The organism is Nocardioides sp. (genome assembly GCF_031397825.1).
In the GTDB taxonomy this organism is placed as follows: Bacteria; Actinomycetota; Actinomycetes; order Propionibacteriales; family Nocardioidaceae; genus Nocardioides.
Genome location: NZ_JANNML010000173.1, coordinates 1 through 19,106 on the forward strand (window position 1 = coordinate 1; position 19,106 = coordinate 19,106).

Annotated in this window: 20 protein-coding genes; 12 read left to right on the top strand and 8 right to left on the bottom strand. The window is 72.9% G+C overall.

Annotation, left to right across the window (positions count from 1 at the left end; genetic code table 11):
* A partial coding sequence (locus RMN98_RS14990; protein ID WP_309649622.1) for a hypothetical protein occupies positions 1-189 on the top strand: 189 nt, incomplete at its 5' end.
* On the opposite strand, the gene RMN98_RS14995 is transcribed toward RMN98_RS14990, so the two are convergent.
* From RMN98_RS14995 to RMN98_RS15010, 4 genes are read right to left on the bottom strand one after another with little or no spacing between them, the layout of a single operon-like run.
* The gene (locus RMN98_RS14995) at positions 149-2,236 is read right to left on the bottom strand and encodes a DEAD/DEAH box helicase (RefSeq protein WP_309649640.1); all 2,088 of its coding nucleotides are present in this window, start codon (positions 2,234-2,236) and stop codon (positions 149-151) included. The genes RMN98_RS14990 and RMN98_RS14995 overlap by 41 nt on opposite strands.
* 20 nt (positions 2,237-2,256) lie before the next feature.
* The gene (locus RMN98_RS15000) at positions 2,257-2,970 is read right to left on the bottom strand and encodes a hypothetical protein (protein WP_309649623.1); all 714 of its coding nucleotides are present in this window, start codon (positions 2,968-2,970) and stop codon (positions 2,257-2,259) included.
* 49 nt (positions 2,971-3,019) lie between these two features.
* Positions 3,020-4,696 (bottom strand): LuxR C-terminal-related transcriptional regulator, encoded by a 1,677-nt coding sequence (locus tag RMN98_RS15005; RefSeq protein WP_309649624.1) that lies wholly within the window; start codon positions 4,694-4,696, stop codon positions 3,020-3,022.
* Positions 4,697-4,752: 56 nt separating this feature from the next.
* On the bottom strand, positions 4,753-5,160 hold the full coding sequence (locus RMN98_RS15010; protein WP_309649625.1) for a hypothetical protein: 408 nt from the start codon (positions 5,158-5,160) through the stop codon (positions 4,753-4,755).
* Between the two features lie 290 nt (positions 5,161-5,450).
* Between RMN98_RS15010 and RMN98_RS15015 the strand changes: the two genes are divergently transcribed.
* Both RMN98_RS15015 and RMN98_RS15020 read left to right on the top strand, forming a co-directional pair.
* Entirely contained in the window at positions 5,451-5,990 is a 540-nt protein-coding gene (locus RMN98_RS15015) for a hypothetical protein (RefSeq protein ID WP_309649626.1), read from the top strand.
* Positions 5,987-6,445 carry a hypothetical protein gene (locus RMN98_RS15020; RefSeq protein WP_309649627.1) on the top strand — a complete coding sequence of 153 codons (459 nt, stop codon included), beginning with the start codon at positions 5,987-5,989 and terminating at the stop codon, positions 6,443-6,445. The genes RMN98_RS15015 and RMN98_RS15020 overlap by 4 nt, the downstream gene beginning before the upstream one ends.
* 28 nt (positions 6,446-6,473) lie before the next feature.
* Here RMN98_RS15020 and RMN98_RS15025 read toward each other — a convergent pair whose 3' ends face one another.
* Entirely contained in the window at positions 6,474-8,411 is a 1,938-nt protein-coding gene (locus tag RMN98_RS15025; protein ID WP_309649628.1) for a M13-type metalloendopeptidase, read from the bottom strand.
* A gap of 70 nt (positions 8,412-8,481) precedes the next feature.
* Here RMN98_RS15025 and RMN98_RS15030 point away from each other — a divergent pair, with 70 nt between their 5' ends.
* Complete coding sequence (locus RMN98_RS15030) at positions 8,482-8,772, top strand: putative quinol monooxygenase (protein WP_309649629.1); 291 nt, start codon at positions 8,482-8,484, stop codon at positions 8,770-8,772.
* Between the two features lie 77 nt (positions 8,773-8,849).
* Here the strand turns inward: RMN98_RS15030 and RMN98_RS15035 are convergent, their stop codons facing one another.
* Together RMN98_RS15035 and RMN98_RS15040 are read right to left on the bottom strand one after the other, a co-directional pair.
* Positions 8,850-9,650 carry a 2-phosphosulfolactate phosphatase gene (locus tag RMN98_RS15035; protein WP_309649630.1) on the bottom strand — a complete coding sequence of 267 codons (801 nt, stop codon included), beginning with the start codon at positions 9,648-9,650 and terminating at the stop codon, positions 8,850-8,852.
* An 18-nt stretch (positions 9,651-9,668) separates the two neighbouring features.
* The gene (locus RMN98_RS15040) at positions 9,669-10,634 is read right to left on the bottom strand and encodes an NADPH:quinone oxidoreductase family protein (protein ID WP_309649631.1); all 966 of its coding nucleotides are present in this window, start codon (positions 10,632-10,634) and stop codon (positions 9,669-9,671) included.
* A gap of 73 nt (positions 10,635-10,707) precedes the next feature.
* Here RMN98_RS15040 and RMN98_RS15045 point away from each other — a divergent pair, with 73 nt between their 5' ends.
* Together RMN98_RS15045 and RMN98_RS15050 are read left to right on the top strand one after the other, a co-directional pair.
* Positions 10,708-11,634: an alpha/beta hydrolase gene (locus RMN98_RS15045; RefSeq protein WP_309649632.1), complete on the top strand. Its 927-nt coding sequence runs from the start codon at positions 10,708-10,710 to the stop codon at positions 11,632-11,634.
* Between the two features lie 10 nt (positions 11,635-11,644).
* Positions 11,645-12,031, top strand: a complete 387-nt coding sequence (locus RMN98_RS15050; protein ID WP_309649633.1) for a DCC1-like thiol-disulfide oxidoreductase family protein — start codon at positions 11,645-11,647, stop codon at positions 12,029-12,031.
* 48 nt (positions 12,032-12,079) lie between these two features.
* Here the strand turns inward: RMN98_RS15050 and RMN98_RS15055 are convergent, their stop codons facing one another.
* A complete protein-coding gene (locus RMN98_RS15055; protein WP_309649634.1) occupies positions 12,080-13,330 on the bottom strand; it encodes a M15 family metallopeptidase in 1,251 nt (416 codons plus the stop codon).
* Positions 13,331-13,444: 114 nt separating this feature from the next.
* Here RMN98_RS15055 and RMN98_RS15060 point away from each other — a divergent pair, with 114 nt between their 5' ends.
* From RMN98_RS15060 to RMN98_RS15085, 6 genes are read left to right on the top strand one after another with little or no spacing between them, the layout of a single operon-like run.
* A complete protein-coding gene (locus RMN98_RS15060) occupies positions 13,445-14,437 on the top strand; it encodes an AAA family ATPase (RefSeq protein ID WP_397209749.1) in 993 nt (330 codons plus the stop codon).
* A 7-nt stretch (positions 14,438-14,444) separates the two neighbouring features.
* Positions 14,445-15,332 (top strand): DUF58 domain-containing protein, encoded by an 888-nt coding sequence (locus tag RMN98_RS15065; protein WP_309649635.1) that lies wholly within the window; start codon positions 14,445-14,447, stop codon positions 15,330-15,332.
* Positions 15,316-15,813: a hypothetical protein gene (locus RMN98_RS15070; protein ID WP_309649636.1), complete on the top strand. Its 498-nt coding sequence runs from the start codon at positions 15,316-15,318 to the stop codon at positions 15,811-15,813. Before RMN98_RS15065 ends, RMN98_RS15070 begins: the two co-directional genes overlap by 17 nt.
* A complete protein-coding gene (locus tag RMN98_RS15075) occupies positions 15,810-16,784 on the top strand; it encodes a VWA domain-containing protein (RefSeq protein ID WP_309649637.1) in 975 nt (324 codons plus the stop codon). Before RMN98_RS15070 ends, RMN98_RS15075 begins: the two co-directional genes overlap by 4 nt.
* Positions 16,781-17,761 carry a vWA domain-containing protein gene (locus RMN98_RS15080; protein WP_309649638.1) on the top strand — a complete coding sequence of 327 codons (981 nt, stop codon included), beginning with the start codon at positions 16,781-16,783 and terminating at the stop codon, positions 17,759-17,761. The genes RMN98_RS15075 and RMN98_RS15080 overlap by 4 nt, the downstream gene beginning before the upstream one ends.
* Complete coding sequence (locus tag RMN98_RS15085; RefSeq protein WP_309649639.1) at positions 17,758-18,507, top strand: hypothetical protein; 750 nt, start codon at positions 17,758-17,760, stop codon at positions 18,505-18,507. Before RMN98_RS15080 ends, RMN98_RS15085 begins: the two co-directional genes overlap by 4 nt.
* The last annotated feature ends 599 nt before the right edge of the window (positions 18,508-19,106 follow it).

Here is a 19,106-nt window from a genome sequence, read left to right on the forward strand (position 1 = left end):
CTGGTCGTCGTGCCCACCATCGCCCTGGCCTGGGTGAGCTCGCGCACCGTCGAGGCGGCGGGGCTGCGACTGCTCAAGACCCAGGAGCGCGACGGCTCACCGCGCGACTACTACGCGCACCTGCAGGCGGACGACCCCGCCAGCGCGGTCAGGACTGAAGAGCGAGGACGAGCGGAAGCACCTCGGTAGCGCCGGCCTGACGCAACGCATGGGCCGCCCGGGTGAGCGTCCAGCCGGTGACGACCAGGTCGTCGACGAGCAGGACCGGCCCGGGTGGCACCTCGCCGCTGAGCGTGAAGCGGCGACCGACGGCGGCGACCCGCTGCGCGGAGTTCATCGCTCCCTGCCCGGGCGCGACGTCGGGGTCGACGATCGCGTAGTGGGCGACGACCGGCACCTTGAGGAAGCGCGAGAGGCCGTCGGCCAGGTCGGCGGTGAGCGCCGGCCGGGTGGCCGACTCGACCACGGCGATGCCCTCGACCCGCGGACGCCAGTCTCCGAGCACCTCGACCATCGCCTTCACCAGCCCCACGGGCACCGGTCCGTTGCCGGCGTTGGGGCGGAAGAGCTCGCGCAACGCCTGGCCGTAGCCCAGGTCGGTCAGCCGGGCGACCGCACGGCCCTCGGCGGCGCCGGCGGAGATCTTGCCCTTGAGGTCGATGCCCATCGAGGCCAGCCCGGTGGGCCACATCTTGCGGGGCTCGACCACGACGCCAGGGCGTGACAACCGTGCCTCGGCCTCCTCGACCGCGGCCGACGAGACCTCCGAGGACAGGGCGAAGCCACCGCAGTTGTCGCAGCGGCCGCACGGCACCGCGTCGGGGTCGTCGAGCTGGTCGCGCAGGAACCACATGCGGCACTCGGTCGTGCGGAGGTAGTCGAGCATCGCCTGCTGCTCACGCTCGCGTGCCTCGGCGACGCGGCGGTAGCGCTCCTCGTCATAGCTCCACGGCTGCCCGGTGGACTCCCACCCACCACGGACGCGGCGGACGGCTCCGTCGACGTCGAGCACCTTGAGCATCGTCTCGAGCCGGTTGCGGTTGAGCTCGACGCGGGTCTCCAGCGCAGCGGTGCTCAGCGCGCGGCCCTCCTCGGCCAGGACCTGCAGCGTCTGGCGCACCAGCTCCTCGCGCGGGAAGGCGAGCGAGGCGAAGTAGGCCCAGATGTCGCGGTCCTCGATCGCGGGCAGGAGCACCACGGTCGCATCGTCAGTGCCGCGCCCGGCACGGCCGACCTGCTGGTAGTAGGCCACCGGGGAGGAGGGCGCCCCCAGGTTGACCACGAAGCCGAGGGTGGCGTCGAAGCCCATGCCGAGCGCGCTGGTGGCGACCAGCGCCTTCACGCGTCCGGCGATCAGGTCGGCCTCGAGCGCGAGGCGCTCGGTCTGCTCGGTCTGGCCGGAGTAGGCGGCGACGTCGTGGCCTCGGGAGCGGAGGTAGTCGGCGACCTCCTGGGTCGCGGCGACGGTCAGGCAGTAGACGATGCCGGAGCCGGGCTGCTCGGCGAGGTGGTCGGCCAGCCAGGCCAGGCGCTGCTGGGCGGTCGTGAGGTGGACGACGCCGAGGCGCAGGGACTCGCGGTCGAGCGAGCCGCGCAGGACGACGACGTCGCGGCCGAGCTGCTCGCTGACGTCGGAGGTCACCCGCGCGTTGGCGGTGGCGGTCGTCGCGAGCACGGGGATGCCGGTCGGCAGGTCGTCGAGGAGGGTGCGGATGCGGCGGTAGTCGGGGCGGAAGTCGTGGCCCCAGTCGGAGATGCAGTGGGCCTCGTCGACGACCAGCAGCCCGCACGTCGCGGCCAGGCGCGGGAGGACCTCGTCGCGGAAGCCCGGGTTGTTGAGCCGCTCGGGGCTGACGAGGAGCACGTCGACCTCACCGGCGCGGATCGCGTCGTGGGTGGCCTCCCAGTCGGAGAGGTTGGTGGAGTTGATCGTCACCGCACGGATCCCGGCCCGCTCGGCCGCGGCGATCTGGTTGCGCATCAGCGCGAGGAGCGGGGAGACGATGACGGTGGGACCCGCGCCCTGCTCGCGCAGCAGCAGGGTCGCCACGAAGTAGACCGCCGACTTGCCCCAGCCGGTGCGCTGGACGACGAGCGAGCGTCGCTTGTCGACGGCGAGCGCCTCGATCGCGGTCCACTGGTCCTCTCGCAGCGTCACGTCGTCGCGTCCGACCAGCGCCCGCAGGTGGGCCTCGGCGCTGTCGCGGACGCCTGCCCGGTCGACGGGCCCGTCCATGGTCTGCGAGTCGGTCGAGGTCACCCGTCCTGTCTACCAGCGACCACGGACAGCGACGCGACCGCGTCGAGCAGGCGCAGCTCGCCCGCCCGGCTCGCGGTGGCGAGACCCTCCGGCGTCGTCGGGTCCAGGCCCGAGCGTCGATCGGTGACCAGCACCGTCTCGTCGACACGCAGCAGCGTGACGAAGGCGCCGAGCGGCGCCGCCGGGACGCGTGTGTCGTAGAGGTGCCAGGCCTCGGTGTCCGCGCCGGTGGGCACCCGACGCTCCAGGCGCAGCTCCGCCTCGTCGCTCCAGCTCAGCCGGGTCCAGGCCATGCGGGCCCCGTCGTGGGCGCGGCTGCGGCCGCACAGAGCGAGCTCGGCACGCAGGTCCTCGAGCGCCTCGGCGGCCGTCGCGACGTCCGGGTAGACGAGGTGCCGCTCGAGCAGGGTGGCGTCACCGGTCGCCACGGTCCGGCTCTGCTGGCGGACCGGCGCGGTGTCGACGAGCTCGGTCGGCGGGTCGATGCAGAGGTAGTCGTAGACGCGTGGCGTCGGCCGCATCCGGTCACCGACGCCGATGTCGGGCCACGCGAGCGGCTCCGAGGCCGCCGCGGGGGTCGCCGTCGCCGCCGCCGTCGCCGCCGTCGGTGACGGGCGGGGCGTCGTACGGCTTGCCGTCGGTGCGTCGGACGAGGCCGTGCAGCCGCCGACGAGCAGCAGGGCGAGGAGGGCGCCGAGAAGGGTTCGCATGCGTCTGGGACGCACGTCGGGGGCGGTTGGTTGTGCCGATCGCTGCTGCCTACTCGGCGCGGTAGGTCGACGCGGTCGTGACCGCGCGCGCGATCGACGTGCGGGTCTGCAGGTCCCAACGCGCGAGGATGTCCCCGACGTGCTTCTCCACCGTGCGCGGGCTGACCTCGAGCACCGTCGCGATCGCCACGTTGCTCAGGCCCTGGGCGACGAGGTCCGCGACGACCTGCTGCCGCTCGGTCAGCGGCGGCAGGACGGCCAGGCGACGGGCGTCGTCGGGGGCCAGCGGCGTGAAGCGGTCGAGCACCCCCGGCAGCGCGACCCGGGTCGGCACGCCGAACGCCGCGAGCACGCGGGAGACGTGCGCCCGCACCGTGTGCTCCGAGACGTGGAGTCGCGCGGCGACGTCCTTGTTGGCGCAGCCGTCGGCGACCAGCCGGGCGACCTCGGCCTCCCGGGCGGTCAGGCCCTGCCAGCCACTGCCCGACAGGGGCCGCAGCCGGAGCCCGATGGGGCGCAGCTCGCGGGCCGCCGAGCGTCGCGCGGAACGGTGCCCGCGCTGCTCGGCCTCGGCCACCATCGCCTGCAGCGCCTGGGCGGCGCTCGCCCGGCCACCAGGGCCGCGCTGGAGGATCCGGGCGCGCGACAGGACGATCTGGCCCTCGGCGTACTCGATCGCGCGCTCCACCTCCCGTGCCCGCGCCACCGCGCGCTCAGCCCAGGCGACCGCCTCGTCGACGTCCCCACGGGCGAGGGCCACCCGGCTGTGCAGCCGCGCGACGGTCGAGTCGGCGATGGGCGAGGCGAGCAGCGGCACCGACCGGTCCTGCCACGCCTCGGCGGCGTCGAGATCCCCCGCCGCCACGGCCAGCGTGGCGAGCAGCTCCAGCCCGAGGGCGCGGTCGATCACGTTGAGCGCCTCGAGCCCCGGCCCGTGCCCGGCGAGCAGGACGCGGCGGGCCGACTCGGCCACCTCGCCGACCGCGATCAGCCCGAAGGCGACCAGCATCTGCGCCCCGGCGGCGAGCAGGTGCGTGGGCTCCGGCACGTGGGCGTCGACCTCGGCGGCCAGGCGCCGCACGTCGGCGGGGTCGGCGTCGTTGCCGCGCACCAGGCACGCGGTGGCAGCGCTGACCGCGGCGATCGGGCCGCCGGCCCGCGGCGTCGCGGCAGCCCGTCGTACGGCGTCGGCGTCGGCGATGTGGCCGCGGAAGGCCAGGAGCCGGATGCGGGCGGCGACCATCATGTGGTGGAACGGGTGCACCTCCTGGCCCAGGCGGAGCTCGTCCCAGAGCCCGGCGCCCAGCCGTTGCTCGACCACGTGGGCCAGGTCGAGCCGGGCGTGGGCGAGGGCGGCCTCGACGAGGAGGTAGCCCGCGAACCGCCCGAGGGGGTGCGCGACGTCGGGCAGGACGGCGCAGGGGTCGGCGAGGTCCGCGAGGACCTGGGCGGAGTCGGGGCACGGGTCTCCCGACATCGCCCACGCCGTCGCCCCCGCCAGGAGCCAACGGGCGTCGACGTCGGCGGCGGGCGCCGCGGGGGTGGCCAGGGCGCACTGGAGCGCGTCGTCCCACCGCAGCGTGATCACCAGGCCCACGGCGCGCAGCGCACCGCTCCAGGTGGGGTCGTCGTCAGCGGTCGTGGCCAGGTGGTCATCGAGATGGCAGCCGACGATCGCGTCCAGCAAGGCCGACAACGACCTCTCGCGATCCCCCTCGGCGGCCACCCGTCCAGGGTAGGGGCGCGGGGTCCCGGGTGGGGGTGATCTCGCGGTACGGCGCCTCAGGCCGTCGGCGTACGACGGCGCGCGCGGTGGATCAGCCCGCCGACGCCCGCACCGGGCAGGGCCGGGACGAACACGAGCAACGCGAAGAAGAGCCAGCCGTCGCGCAGCTCGTCGATGAAGGCACCGGCCGTCTCGGTGCTGATCACGTAGGCGACCGTCACGGTCGCGCCGACCCCGGCGCCGGTGAGCAGCCACACGACGATGGCCGCGACGAAGCCGCGACGGGCGCCGTCCCAGGTCGCCCACGCGAGCGCGACGACCACCACGATGAGGAAGAACAGCAGGCCCGCGCCGAGGGCGTCGGTGCTGTCGCTGCGCGAGATCGCCTCGACGTAGACCAGGTAGAACACGGTGAGCAGGACGACACGGACGACGGCGGCGGCGATGACGCGCAGGACGGGCATCCGCACAGCATCCCCCACCTGGTGCTGGGGCGGCTGGTGGGGCGGCTGGTGGGGCGGCTGCTGGGGCGGTTCGGGGGCGGGTCGGGGGCGGGTCGGCGGCGGGGACCGGGGATGGCCGTCGGTCTTGTAACACGTCGTCCACCCAACTACGAGACCGTTGCAGCGGGCGGGAAGATGGGTGGACGACGTGTTACAAGTGCCGCGCCACCTCCTCGAGCCACCGCAGGACCAGCGTGAATAGGCCGGATCCCCACTGTGCCGGGGACGCCCCCGGTCCTACGTTGCGAGACATGACCCTCCTCCCGCGCTCCGCTCCCGTCCTCGTCCTCCTCGCCGGCGCCCTCGTGGTGGGTGCCTCCGGCGGTGCCGTGGCCGGCGCCATGATCACCGGCGCCCAGATCAAGAACGGCACCGTCACCAGCGCCGACATCAAGAACGGCAACCTCGGCACCGTCGACCTCTCGGCCGCAGCCAAGACCGAGCTGAAGGGCCAGGCCGGGCCACAGGGCCCCGCAGGCGCCAACGGGGCGACCGGACCCGCCGGCGCCCAGGGACCGGCCGGACCCGCCGGACCTGCCGGACCCGCGGTGATCCCGGGATACCAGATCGTGTCGGCCACCAAGGCGGTCGCCGCCAACACCGCCTCGACCCTCAACGTGGTGTGCCCGGTCGGCAAGAAGGTCCTCGGCACGTCTGGCTTCTGGAACGCCTCCAACATCGCCGTCCAGGCCGTCACGGCCGTCGACGGGCTGGGCGGCACGGCCTACACGACCGGCATCCCCACGGCCGACACCCTGCAGGTGCGCATCGTGTGCGCCACGGTCTCGTGACAGCCCTCCCCCGCTCCGGTCCTGCCCTCCTGCTCCTGGCCGGCGCGCTCGTGCTCGGCGCGTCGGGCGGTGCCGTGGCGGGCGCCATGATCACCGGCGCCCAGATCAAGGACGGCACGGTCACGGGCGCGGACGTGAAGAACGGCAGCATCGGGTCGAAGGACATCACCCCGGGCGCCAAGCAGACCTTCCTCCAACCGAGTGCGGTCAGCGGTTACGAGGTCGTGAGGGAGCAGGTCACGGTGGCGGGATCCGCACAGGGATCCATCCAGGTGAGCTGCCCTGTGGGGAAGGTCGTCGTGGGCGCCGGGTCGTTCTGGGGCCAGACCTCCGTGGCGCCCCAGACCTTCCCCAACGGAGGCAGTCCGGACACGACGTTCGTGGCCGAGGGGCTCAACCCGATCGCCTCCGACAACCTGCTCGTGCTGTCGGTCTACTGCGTCGAGGCCGGCTGAGCAGGCGTCGTACGACGGATGGCCGGCCTCACCAGATCCGCACACGCTCCTCGGGCGCCAGCCACAGCGCGTCGCCCTCAGCGGTGCCGAAGACCTCGTGGAACTCGTCGAGGTTGCGCACGATGTTGGCGCGGAACTCCGGCGGGCTGTGCGGGTCGATGGTGAGGTACTGGCGCTCCTGCTCGGTGCGGCGCTTGGTCCGCCACACGTAGGCCCAGTTGAGGAAGAGCTTCTCGCGGTCCTCGCGGGTGGCCGAGCCGTCGGTCGAGATCACGAACGCCTTGTGGCCGATGGTGAGGCCGCCGAGGTCGCCGATGTTCTCGCCGACGGTCAGCGACCCGTTGACCTTCTCGCCGGGCAGTGCGCGCGGCGAGAAGCCGTCGTACTGAGCGACGAGGGTCTTGGACTTCACCTCGAAGGCGGCCTTGTCGTCGGCGGTCCACCAGTCGTTGAGGTTGCCGTCGCCGTCGTACTGCGCGCCCTGGTCGTCGAAGCCGTGGCCGATCTCATGACCGATGACGGCGCCGATGCCGCCGTAGTTCTCCGCCGGCTCGGCGTCGGGCGAGAAGAACGGCTTCTGCAGGATGCCGGCCGGGAAGCAGATCTCGTTGGTGCCGGGGTTGTAGTAGGCGTTGACGGTCTGCGGCAGCATGAACCACTCGTCGCGGTCCACCGGCGCACCGATCTTGGCGAGCTGGCGATCGGTCTCGAAGCCGGACGCGGCAGCGACGTTGCCGAGCAGGTCGTCGGGCGTGACCTGGAGCGCGGAGTAGTCGCGGAACGTCTCGGGGTAGCCGATCTTGGGTCGGAAGGTCGCGAGCTTCTCGTAGGCGCGCTCCTTGGTCTCCTCGGTCATCCAGTCGAGCGTGGAGATCGACTGACGGTAGGCCGCGAGCAGGTTGTCGACCAGGTCGTCCATCAGCTCCTTGGAGCGCGGCGGGAAGTGACGGGCGACGTACTCCTTGCCGACGGCCTCGCCGAGCGCGCCCTCGACCAGCGCGACCCCGCGCTTCCACCGCGCGCGCAGCTCGGGCGTGCCGTTGAGGGTGCGGCCGTAGAAGTCGAAGTTGTTCTCGACGAGCTCGTCGGTGAGGTAGGGCGCAGCGGTGCGCAGCACGTGGCTGAGCAGCCAGTCCTTCCACTGCTCGAGGGGGATCTCGTCGAGGACGCTCGAGAGGTGGGAGAGGTACGAGGGCTGGCGGACGACCACCTCGGCGATGATGTCGGGCTTGCCGCCGAGGTTGGTGACGTAGGCGTCCCAGTCAAAGGACGGGCACAGCGCCTTGAGCTCGTCGGCGGTGAGCAGGTTGTAGGTCCTCTGCACGTCGCGGGTCTCCGCGCGCTCCCAGTGACCGGCGGCCAGGCGGGTGTCGATCGCGAGGATCGTCGCGGCGGCGTCGGCGGCGGACTCGTGGCCGCCGCTCTCGAGCAGCCGGGTGAGGTAGGCGACGTAGGCGTCGCGGGTCTCGGCGAACTTGTCGTCGCGGTAGTAGGACTCGTCGGGGAGCCCGAGCCCGCCCTGGGTGAGGTGGAAGAGGTAGCGGTCGGACTGGCGGGAGTCGGTGTCGACGTAGGACCCGAACATGCCGTGCCCGCCGATCCGCTCGAACTCACCGAGGAACGCCGCCAGGTCGCGCACGTCGCGCAGCGCCGCGACCGCGTCGACCAGGGGCCGCAGCGGCCGGGTGCCGAGGCGGTCGATGCGCTCGGTGTCCATGAAGGAGGCGTAGAGGTCGCCGATCTTGCGGGCGTCCTCGTCGCGAGGCTCGCCGGCTGCCAGCTCCTCGATGATCGTGCGCACGTGCTGCTCGGCCACGTCGGCGAGCTGGACGAAGGGCCCCCAGCTGGAGCGGTCGGAGGGGATCTCGACCTCGTCGAGCCAGCGTCCGTTGACGTGGCCGAAGAGGTCGTCCTGCGGGCGGATGTCGAGGTTCATGCCCTCGCGGGCGTCATCGAGGATGCTCACGCTCCGACCCTAACCAACCACGGGTCACGGGGGCCGGCTGCGTCTGGACAGGGCTGCTAGAACTGTTCCCATGAGCCAGCTGCGCGTCGTCGCCACCATCCCGATCAAGCCCGAGGGCGTCGCCGCCGCGGGACCCGCCCTCGCGGAGCTCGCCGCCGCGTCGCAGGCCGAGGAGGGCTGCCTGGGCTACGAGGTGTACGCCTCGAGCTCGGTGCCCGGCACGTTCGTGACGATCGAGTCCTGGCGCGGTGCCGACGACATGACCGCCCACATGAGCACGCCCCACGTCGCCAAGGCGTTCGAGGTCCTCGGGCCGTTCCTCGACGGTGACCTGGCGATCCACCAGCTCGACGCGCTCTGACCTGGTCGGCCACGCAACGTCATGCGGAGCGAGGAGTCGCCTCCACCGTCCGCATGACGTCCCGGGCGGCCGCGACCTCAACGAGCGTCGCGGAACCCGTCGTCGCCCAGCACCGGCACCACGTCGCTGACGTCGAGCTCCGCAGCCACCCGGACGTCGGCGGCGAAGTCGACGGCCGCGAGCTCCTGACCACCTGCGCAGGCGAGCAGCCGCTCGGGCAGCCGGTCGCGCACGGCGAGGAAGGCCTCGCGCGCCAGCTCGGCCTCGGGGCTGACCCCTCCCGGCACGGAGACCCCGGCGAGCACCAACGCGTCGACCACCGCACCGGCACCCCACAGGTCCTCGGCCGCGGGACGCAGCGTCCCGTCCGGCCACCGCTCCCCCGCCGGTACGACGGCGACGACCGCGCCGCCCGTCACCCGCGGAGCCAGCCAGCGCCCCACCGCCGTGGCGTTGCGCAGGCAGGCGCCGACGACCTCGACCCCGGCGTCACGCAGGCCGACGCTGATCGCCGAGCCGTTGGGCGAGGGCAGCACCACGCGCTCGAGGCCGCTGCCCGGAGCCAGGTCCGCCATCGCTGCCGGCGACAGGCTCGCCGTCGCCCCCGTCGCAGCCGCGCGCTGCTCGAAGCGCCCCACTGCCAGCACCGCACCGAGCTCCTCGGCGTGGGCCGCCGCGCTCTCGTCGCGCCACAGGAACGGGTGCACGACCCACCCCCGCTCGACGGCCACCGTCAGCGTCGTGGTGAAGGACAGGACGTCGACGACCACCGCGACGTCGGCCCCGGCGGCGATCGCAGCGGCCCCGGTCGGCCCCCACTCGAGCCGGACCCGGTGGACGCGCTGCCCGTGCGCGTCCGCCGCGCTCGAGCCGCTCACGACGTCGTCACGACCGCGTCATGACCGGACGTGGACGACGCCCTTGCCGAGCGTGCGTCGCTCGTCGAGGTCGACGAGCGCCCGCCCGAAGTCGGCGAAGTCGTAGGTCTTGCCGATCGGCGGCTTGATCACGCCGCTGGCCATCATCGGCTCGAGCGCGCGCCACTGCTCCTGCATGTAGCCCGGGCGCAGCATCGCGTAGGCGCCCCAGCCGACGCCACGGACGTCGACGTTGTTGAGCAGCAGCCGGTTGACCTTGACCTGGGGGATGCCCTGGCCCGAGGCGAAGCCGACGACGAGCAGGCGACCCTGCGGCGCCAGCACCCGCAGGGAGTCGGTGAACGCGTCGCCGCCGACGACGTCGAGCACGATGTCGACGCCCGTGCCTCCGGTCAGTGCCATCGTGGCGTCCTTGAAGCCGTCGAGCAGCACGGCGTCGTCGGCACCGGCCGCGCGCGCGACCTCGGCCTTCTCCTCGGTGGAGACGACCGCGATCGTGCGGGCGCCGTACCCCTTCGCGACCTGGAGCGTCGCCGTCCCGACCCCGCCCGCGGCGCCGTGCACGAGGACCGTCTCGCCCTCGCGGATCCCGCCGCGCTCGGCGAGCGCGAACTGCGCGGTCAGGTAGTTCATCGGCAGTGCCGCGCCCTCGTCGAAGGAGAGCGAGTCGGGCAGCGCGAAGGTGAACATCGCGGGGATGGCCGCGAGCTCGGAGGCGCCGCCGTAGCCGCCGACCGCCGCCACCCGCTGGCCGGGCTCGAAGCCGGGGCCGCTCACGACCGTGCCGGCGACGTCGACGCCGAGGGTGAAGGGCAGCTCGGGCTTGAGCTGGTACTCACCCCGGCTCAGCAGCAGGTCGGGGAACGACGTCCCGACGCTGTGCACCTCGATCAGCACGTCGTCGGGGCCGGGAGTGGGCTCCGGGACGTCGCGGATCTCGATGTCGGTGGGACCTGTCGTGGTGATGACCTGGGCTGCACGCATGGGGCGAACGCTACCGACCCGCCATCGTCCCCGGTGATGCCATCCGCGCAGGCGTCGGCACCGAACGAGAGGGGTGAGGCTCAGCGACCGGATCAGCGCCACGATGATGCACGCGAGCGCCCGCTGGACGGTGCGGTACGGCGAGGAGCTGAGGTTCGCAGGCACCGACCTGCCGGCGCCGCGCAGGACCAGGGTGCCGACCCGGCACGGCTCGGTGCCCGTCCACGTCTACGCCGACCCCGCGTGGGACACGGCCGAGCCCCGGGGTGTCTACGTGCACTTCCACGGCGGCGCCTGGCTGATGCGCTACCCGCAGATGGACGACTTCTGGTGCCGCTACCTCGTGGCCACCGCCGGCGTGGTGGTCGTCAACGTCGACTTCACGACCGGTCCCTACGCGACCTACCCCGTCGCCCAGGAGCAGTGCCACGACGTGTCGGCCTGGGTGCACGACCACGCCGCCGACCTGCTCGGCGAGGTCGCCGGAGTGCTCGTCGAGGGCGACCGGCTCGTGGTCGGCGGCTTCAGCTCCGGGGGCGGCCTGGCGGCCTCGGTGTGCCTCCAGGCCCGCGACTCGGGCCGCTTCACGCCGCGGCTCCAGGTGCTCGGGGTGCCGGCCCTCGACCTCGCCACCGACGTCTCCTCGAGCCCGGGGATGATCTCGCCCAGCCTGCGCGGGCTGGTGCGCCGCGTCTACTTCCCCGACCCGGCCACCCGCGCCGATCCCTACGCCTCGCCCGTCCTGGCCCCGGACCTCTCCGGGCTCCCTGCTGCCGTCGTCCTCACCGCCGAGCGCGACAGCCTGCGCCCCGACGGCGACCGCTATGCCGAGCGACTGCGCGAGGTCGGCGTCCCCGTGCTGCACGACGTGACCCCGGGCGCCGACCACTACTTCCTCTCCGCCGACCTCGTGCGGGCACGGACCACGATGGCGATGACGGCCGAGGCCGTCCGCACCGCGACGGGCGGCCAGACGCCTGACCAGACGGGTGCTCCGTAGGCTCGGTGACGTGAGCACCCCGACCCTCGTCTACGACGCCGACTGCGGCTTCTGCACGCGCTGCGCCGACTTCGCCCGCGCCCGCGGTGCGTTCGAGGTCGCCCCGTGGCAGGCGCTCGACCTGCCCGCGGTCGGGCTGACCGAGCAGCAGGTCAGCGAGGCGGCGTACTGGCTCGACGGCGACACCACCCGCCGGGGCAACCGGGCTATCGCCGCGGCCCTGCGGGCCTTCCGGCCGGGGGTCCGGTACGCCGGCTACCGGCTGCTCGGCCGGCTCATCGACCTGCCACCGGTGCGACCCGTCGCCGCGCTGGGCTATGCGCTCGTCGCGCGCTACCGCTACCGCTACCGGCTGCCCGGCGGCACCGCCGCCTGCCGGGTGCCACCGGCCGCCTGACCTGGGCGCGCGGGTGGTGGCTCGGGCGGCCGCGGGACGTGCGCCCGATCAGCGCGGGTCGACCAGCGCGTTGACCTCGAAGTGCATGGGGTCGGTGTAGCGCCAGTCGCCGCCCCAGGCGAAGCCCCACTTCTTCATGATGCTCACGACCTGGCGGTCCATCTCGCCGACGGTCCCGCGCTGGTTGCCGGGGGTGTTGAGGTCGAGGGCCGTGCCGAAGGAGTGGTTGGACAGGCTGGTCGACCCGGCGATGAATCGCGGGTAGTAGCAGCCGGCGTACTCGCCGGGGTTGATCTCCTCGGAGAGCCCGCGGGCCACGATCTCCTCGAAGGCCGCCCGCAGCTGCGGGAAGATGAAGCGGTTGCAGGTCACCGCGCCGAGGATCGGGATCTCCTCGGTGGAGATGTGCGAGGCGACCCAGGACGGCTCGGGGGCGATCCGGCCGCCGCCGATCACGGTGTAGTTGAAGGTGCCGACGACGTCGGCGACCGAGCCGACCAGCACGGCCGTCTGCTGCACCGAGGGGTCGATGCCCTGGCTGGTCGCGACATCGGTGAGCTGCACCGACACCCCCTCGCCGGCGACGGCCTGCACGGCCTTGCGCACGGACTGCGGAGCGACGATGCCGGTGGAGATCAGCAGCGCGTTGCCCTTCGTCATGCCGAGCTCCTCGCCCCACGCGGAGTTGACGACCGCGTCGACCAACGGGCTCTGCGGCGCGAAAGCCCCGACGTGGACCTGCGGGGCGTCCTCCTCGACACCCAGCCTGACGAAGCCGGCCTTGTCGATCGGCAGCTGCTTGCGCAGCTCGGGCAGCACCGCCACCTCGCCGGCCGCGACCCGGTCCCAGACCTCCTGGAGGTCGGCCGACTCGACCGGGGTGTAGTTGCGGTAGGTCGACGGGTCGACCGCCGCGATGTCGAGCACGTTGCCCTCGACGGTCACCTGCGCGTGGGAGAAGCTCACCACGCGCTGGATCCCCTCGATGCCCTCGATCGCCGCGACGGTCTCGTCGCTGAAGGCCGTCTTGCCGATCAGGATCATGTCGGAGGGCTCGATCGCGCCCTCCCGCGGACCCGGCGGGTCCACGGCGTACGCCGGGTCCAGCGCCGGCGCGCTCGGCGCACCGGACCCGCTCGGGTCACCCGGGCCGGGGGCCGTCGACTCCGAAGGGCCCTTCTCGGCGCCGGTGCTGACCTGCGTGCCGGGCTCCTCGCCCTCGGACGGCGACGCGCACGAGGGCAGCACGGCAAGAGCGACGACCAGCCCGGTCGCCGTCAACGCGCGCGTGATGTGCATGTGACCTCCACCACCGAGGGTAGGCGGGGCGCGCAACACCCGCTGGCGGTTGCCCAACCTTCGAGTCGGCCTTGCTTTACTGGCCCCTCACGCTCACGGCTGCCAGGGGGACCCTTGACCACGATCGAGGCCAGCGAGCTCGACGACGCCAGGCGGCTGCTGACGGCGGTGGAGCGGACCTTCTCGTCGCGGGTCTCCGGCCAGGAGCAGGTCCGCACCGCCCTTCTGGCGACGATGCTGGCCGAGGGGCACCTCCTGCTCGAGAGCGTCCCGGGACTCGCGAAGACCCTGGCCGCCTCGACGCTGGCGACCTCCATAGGCGCCCACTTCGCACGGATCCAGTGCACGCCCGACCTGCTGCCCAGTGACATCATCGGCACCCAGGTCTACGACCCGCGCACCCACGAGTTCGACACCCAGCTCGGTCCCGTGCACGCCAACGTCGTGCTCCTCGACGAGATCAACCGCGCCAGCGCCAAGACCCAGTCGGCCATGCTCGAGGCGATGCAGGAGCGGCAGACGTCGATCGCGGGCGTCGTCCACCGGTTGCCCGAACCCTTCATGGTGCTGGCGACGCAGAACCCGATCGAGGAGGAGGGCACCTTCGTCCTCCCCGAGGCACAGATGGACCGCTTCCTGCTGAAGGAGGTCGTCGACTACCCCTCGATGGCCGACGAGGTCGCGGTCCTCGACCGCATCGATGCCGGGACGCTCGGGCCCCACGCCGTGCCGGTCACCCCGGTCCTCACCACCGAGGACGTGGTCGGGCTCCAGCGGCTCACCGAGCGGGTCTACGTGGACGCCGCGATCAAGGACTACATCGTCCGCCTGGTGCATGCCACTCGCCACGTGGGCGAGCTGCTCGGCGCCGCCCAGGGTCGCTACGTGGAGATCGGGGCGAGCCCGCGCGGCAGCATCGCGTTCCTTCAGGTCGCCCGAGCCCTGGCGATCCTCGACGGTCGCAACCACGTCATCCCCGAGGACGTGGGTCGGCTGCGCCACGGGGTGCTCCGGCACCGCCTGCACCTCAGCTTCGAGGCGCTCGCCGACCAGGTGCGGCCCGAGGAGATCGTTGACGCCGTCTTCGACGCCGTCCCATCCCCCTGACGCCCGCATGACCACCCACCTGCCCCGCATCAAGGCCCGCCTGGCCCTGCACTCCCACCGCAGGGTGCGCGGAGTGCTGCAGGGTGAGTACCCCTCCACCCATGTCGGTCGCTCGCTCGACCTGCACGACCTGCGTACCTACGTCCGGGGCGACGACGTGCGCGACGTCGACTGGAAGGCCTCGGCCCGCGGCGGGCAGATGCTGGTCAAGCGCTACGTCGCGACGCGCAAGCACACCGTGCTCCTCGTCGTGTCCACCGGACGCAGCATGGCGGCCGTCAACGACCGGCTCGTGCCCAAGCAGGACCTCGCGGTGTTCGTCGCCGGCGTCGTCGGCTGGCTCGCCGTCCGGCACGGAGACCTCGTCGGGGTGGCCTACGGCGACGCGGCGGGCGGTCGCTCCCGCCCGGCGTCCGGCGGCGAGCTGCGACTCGAGCACGCGCTCGGGGCCGTGCACGACGCCATCAGCAGCAGCGGTGCCACCTCCGACCTCGCCTCCGTCCTCGAGCACGTCGCCCAGGTCGTCCGGCGCCGCCGCACGATCATGGTCGTGGTCTGCGACGACCCGGTCCTCGACGAGCGGTCGACCACCCTCCTGCAGCGGGCCCAGGCACAGCACGAGGTGCTGCTCGTGACCTTGGGTGACCTCGACCCGACCGGAGACGACCTCCCCGGACTGGCCGACATCGACCACGGCAACCCCCTGCCGGACTGGCTGGGCGGCGACCGCCGGCTCCAGGAGGAGTACGCCGCCCGGCTGGCCACCGACGCCCAGGACCTCGCCTCGGGTCTCGCCCGGCTCGGCATCCCGCACGAGCACGTCGTCGACCACGAGTCGGCCGTGCCCGCGGTCCTCCGGCTCCTGGAGAGGCACCGCCGTGCTCGCCGCCGCTGATCGGGCCGCAGCCGAGCTGGCGACCACCGAGCTCACCGGGCCGACGTCGTACGCGCCCTGGCTGACCTGGGTGGCCCTCCTGCTTCCTACGCTCGTGGTCCTCTACTACGTCGGTGTCACCTGGTGGGCGCGGCGTCCGGCTCGCCCACGCCCCACCTCGTCGCTCGCCCAGGCCCGGAGCGCCCACCTCGCGCGGCTGGACGAGGTCGAGGCGTCGGTGGACCAGGCAGAGCTGTCCCTGCGCGGCGCGCACCAGGCGATCAGCGAGATCGTCCGCTCGTTCGTCACCGCCACGGGCTCCCTGAACGCCCGACCCCTGACCCTCGAGCAGCTCCGCGTGGTCGGACCGGCGGGTCTCGTCGACGTGGTGGCGCTGGTCTACCCATCGGAGTTCGCTCCCGCGGCCCAAGGCGAGCCGTCCGAGCGCCTGGCGCCGGCCCTCGCCGACGCGCGCGCGCTGGTGTCGGGCTTCGAGCCGTGAGCACCCTGCGCTGGCCGCTCCTGGGCGTCTGCCTCGCGGCGCTGGTGGTCGTTCTCCTGCTGCTATGGGCCCGCCGACCGCGCAGCCGTGCGGACGCAGGAGCATTGCTCGTCGCGCACACGGCGCGGCTCCGCAGCCTGCCGCGCTTCCGGGCCCTCGCCCGACGTGAACAGGTGGTCGCCGGGATCACAACGCTCGGCGCGGTGGCCATGGTGGTCGGGACAGTGCTCCTCGCCAGCCGCCCCACCCGGCCGGTGTCGATCGAGCCGGATCGCAACGGCCGCGACATCATGCTCTGCCTCGACGTCTCGGCGTCGATGGACCGGTGGAACCTCCAGGTCGTCGCCAGCTTCCGACAGCTGCTGTCCGAGCTCGACGGCGAGCGCCTGGGACTCACCATCTTCAGTGGGTCCTCGGTGGCGATCTTCCCGCTGACCGACGACTACGAGTACGTCGCCGACCGGCTGGATGAGGCCGAGTCGGCGTTCGCGGACGGGGACTTCGACTACTTTACCGGCGCCGAGGCCAAGGCCCGACGGGCCAGCCAGGCCGGCGACGGACTGATGTCATGTCTCGCCCGGTTCGAGGACTCCGGCGAGCAACGAGGCCGGGCCGTCGTGCTCGCCTCGGACAACGACCCGCTCGGCGAGGGGATCTTCGTGCTGCCCGAGGCCGCGGAGGAGGCTGTCCGCGCCGAGGTCGTGCTCTACGGGGTGGGGACACCCGACATGACCGCCGAGCGCGCCCGGGAGTTCGCCGACGCCGCACTGGCCACGGGCGGGGAGATGACCGTGGTCGAGGACGAAGGGGCCGTCGACAAGCTGGTGCGCGCGATCCAGCGGCTGGAGCGGGAGCGGCTGGAGTCCCGGGCGACCGGGGTCGCCGTGGACGACCCGGCCACGGCGTTCTGGATCACGCTCGGAGGTCTCATCCTTCTGCTCGGGACAGCCCTGGTCGGGAGGCGCAGGTGAACCCCCTGATCGACCTGCCCCTGGTCGTGATCGGCACCCTCGCGCTGGTCGCCGTCACGGTCGTCGGCGGCGTCTGGTCGCGGCGCAGCGAGCTCGGCTCCTGGATCCTGCGCGCCCTCATGGTCGTGGTGCTGGCCGCGATCGCGCTGCGTCCCGGCCTCGGCACCGAGCCGGTCCCCACGAGCCCCGCACAGGTCGAGGTGATCGTGGTGATCGACCGGACCACCTCGATGTCCGCGCTCGACTGGGACGGCCGGCAGCCACGGCTGGACGGCGTACGCCGTGACCTCACCGACCTCGTCGCCGCCCTGCCTACCGGTCGCTTCACGGTCCTGACGTTCGGACGTCGTGTCGCCACCGAGCTCCCCTCGACCCAGGACGACTCCCTGATCGAGGACACGCTCGCGCTGGTCGGACGCGAGCAGCCCTTCGCCGGCACCGGCTCACGACTTGACCGACCCCTCGAGACGCTGAGCGACCTCCTCGACCAGGTGCGCGAGCGGGTGCCCGACCGGCCACGGCTCGTGGTGCTGATGAGCGACGGGGAGAACACCAACCGCCAGGCCCAGGCGTCGTACGACGTCCTGGCGTCGTCCGTGGACGACGGCCTGGTGCTGGGCTACGGGACCGTCGCCGGTGGCCGGATGCCCGCCGACGAGGAGCAGCCCGGCAGCGGTTGGATCCAGGACGTCCGGACCGGCCGGGACGCCTTGTCGCGCCTCGACGAGGCGAATCTGCGCTCGGTCGCTGCCGAGCTCGGGCTCCCCTACCTGCACCGCACCGCTCCGGGCAGTCTCGACGAGGTCGCGGCCGGGTGGGCCGAGCGCTTCCGCGACAGCGAGCCCACCCCCGGCGGCGAGGTGCCCGTGGCCCTCGAGCTGACCTGGCTGCTCGCCCTGGCCCTACTGCTCCTGGTGCTCGTGGACCTGCGGAGCCATTGGCAGCGTCTGCTCGAGGCCCGGCGGGCGCTGTCGTGACCGGCCCCTCGCGTCGCCGCACGCGCAACCGGCTCTACCTCGTCGGGCTGCTGCCGGCCCTGCTGCTGCTCCTGGTCTCCGGACGGATCGCGCTGGTGCTCCAGGCAGAATCGTCGGGCCAGGACAGCTATGTCCGTGGCGCTTTCGGCCAGGCACGGGACAGCTTCGCGACCAACGCGGTGCTCAACCCGTTCGAGCGCTGGATCGCCCCCTTCGACGAGGGCGTCGCTCGTCACCGGGCGGGCGACCTCGCGGGCGCGGTCGGTTCCTACGAGGAGGCCCTCGAGCACGCGCCGGAGTCGTGGAAGTGCGCTGTCCGCAGCAACCTCGCGCTCGCACACGAGGCCATCGGCGACGCCGCGTCGGTCGAGCGGCCTGTCGACGCCGAAGCGTCGTGGGCGGCGGGACGTGAGGCCCTCGCCGACTGTCTCGCGCTCGAACCGCCCGTCGACCAGGACGGCGGCTCGGAGGACGACCGGTCGGACGCGGCACGCCAGCAGGAGGACCAGGCCACGGCCGAGGTCATCGATGCGCGGCTGGCCGCCAACCTCGTCGACGCGCGCACCGACCCTGCTCCTGAGCCCGCTCCCCCGGTGCCGCCTGAGGAGACCTTCGACGAGCGCGAGCAGCAGCTCGACGAGCGCGACCGGCGCTCGCTCGAGGAGCGACGACAGCAGGAGCAGGACGAGCAGGAGGTCGAGGATCGGCCCGACCCCGACGACCCGCCGCCAGTGCCGACCTGGTGAGTGCCGATTCGGCGCGATGCTGGCTCTTGGACTGTGGCTGTGGATCCTCCACGCGTGAACGGCAGTGCCCGGTCGTGCTCGGCAGTGCCGGGTCGAGCACTGCACCGGCCGGTTGGTCTGGGCAGCACCAGGACGCAGCCACATCCCCAGCGATGCCCAGCCGTAGGAGACGGACCCGGCCACGGTGGGCGTCGACGTGATGCCGCCGGATCACGTCCTACGTCGAGCTCCGGCGACGCACCCACCTCGCGGTCGGAAGCTGAGCACCCGACGCACTCACAAGATGGTCAATCGTTTGACCACCGATTCAGTGATCAAACGACTGACCACCCCGACAATGGTTTCCCTGACGACGGGGGTCGATGCCTGCGATGCGGCCACCGCCTGTGGAAGGCCACGGCACCACCGGCTCCCGACCCTCGTCGAGCTCCGACCGACACTCGCAACGCCGGCGAACCCCCAGCCCCCGACGCACTCCCGCCCGACCATGACCCACGGACCGATCACGAGAGGCGCGGTGGTGCGCGGGCGGCCACCAAGCGCCGACACGGCCCGGCAGCGCAGGGCCGGCGGGGTGCGGGGCGTCCGGCACGACACCC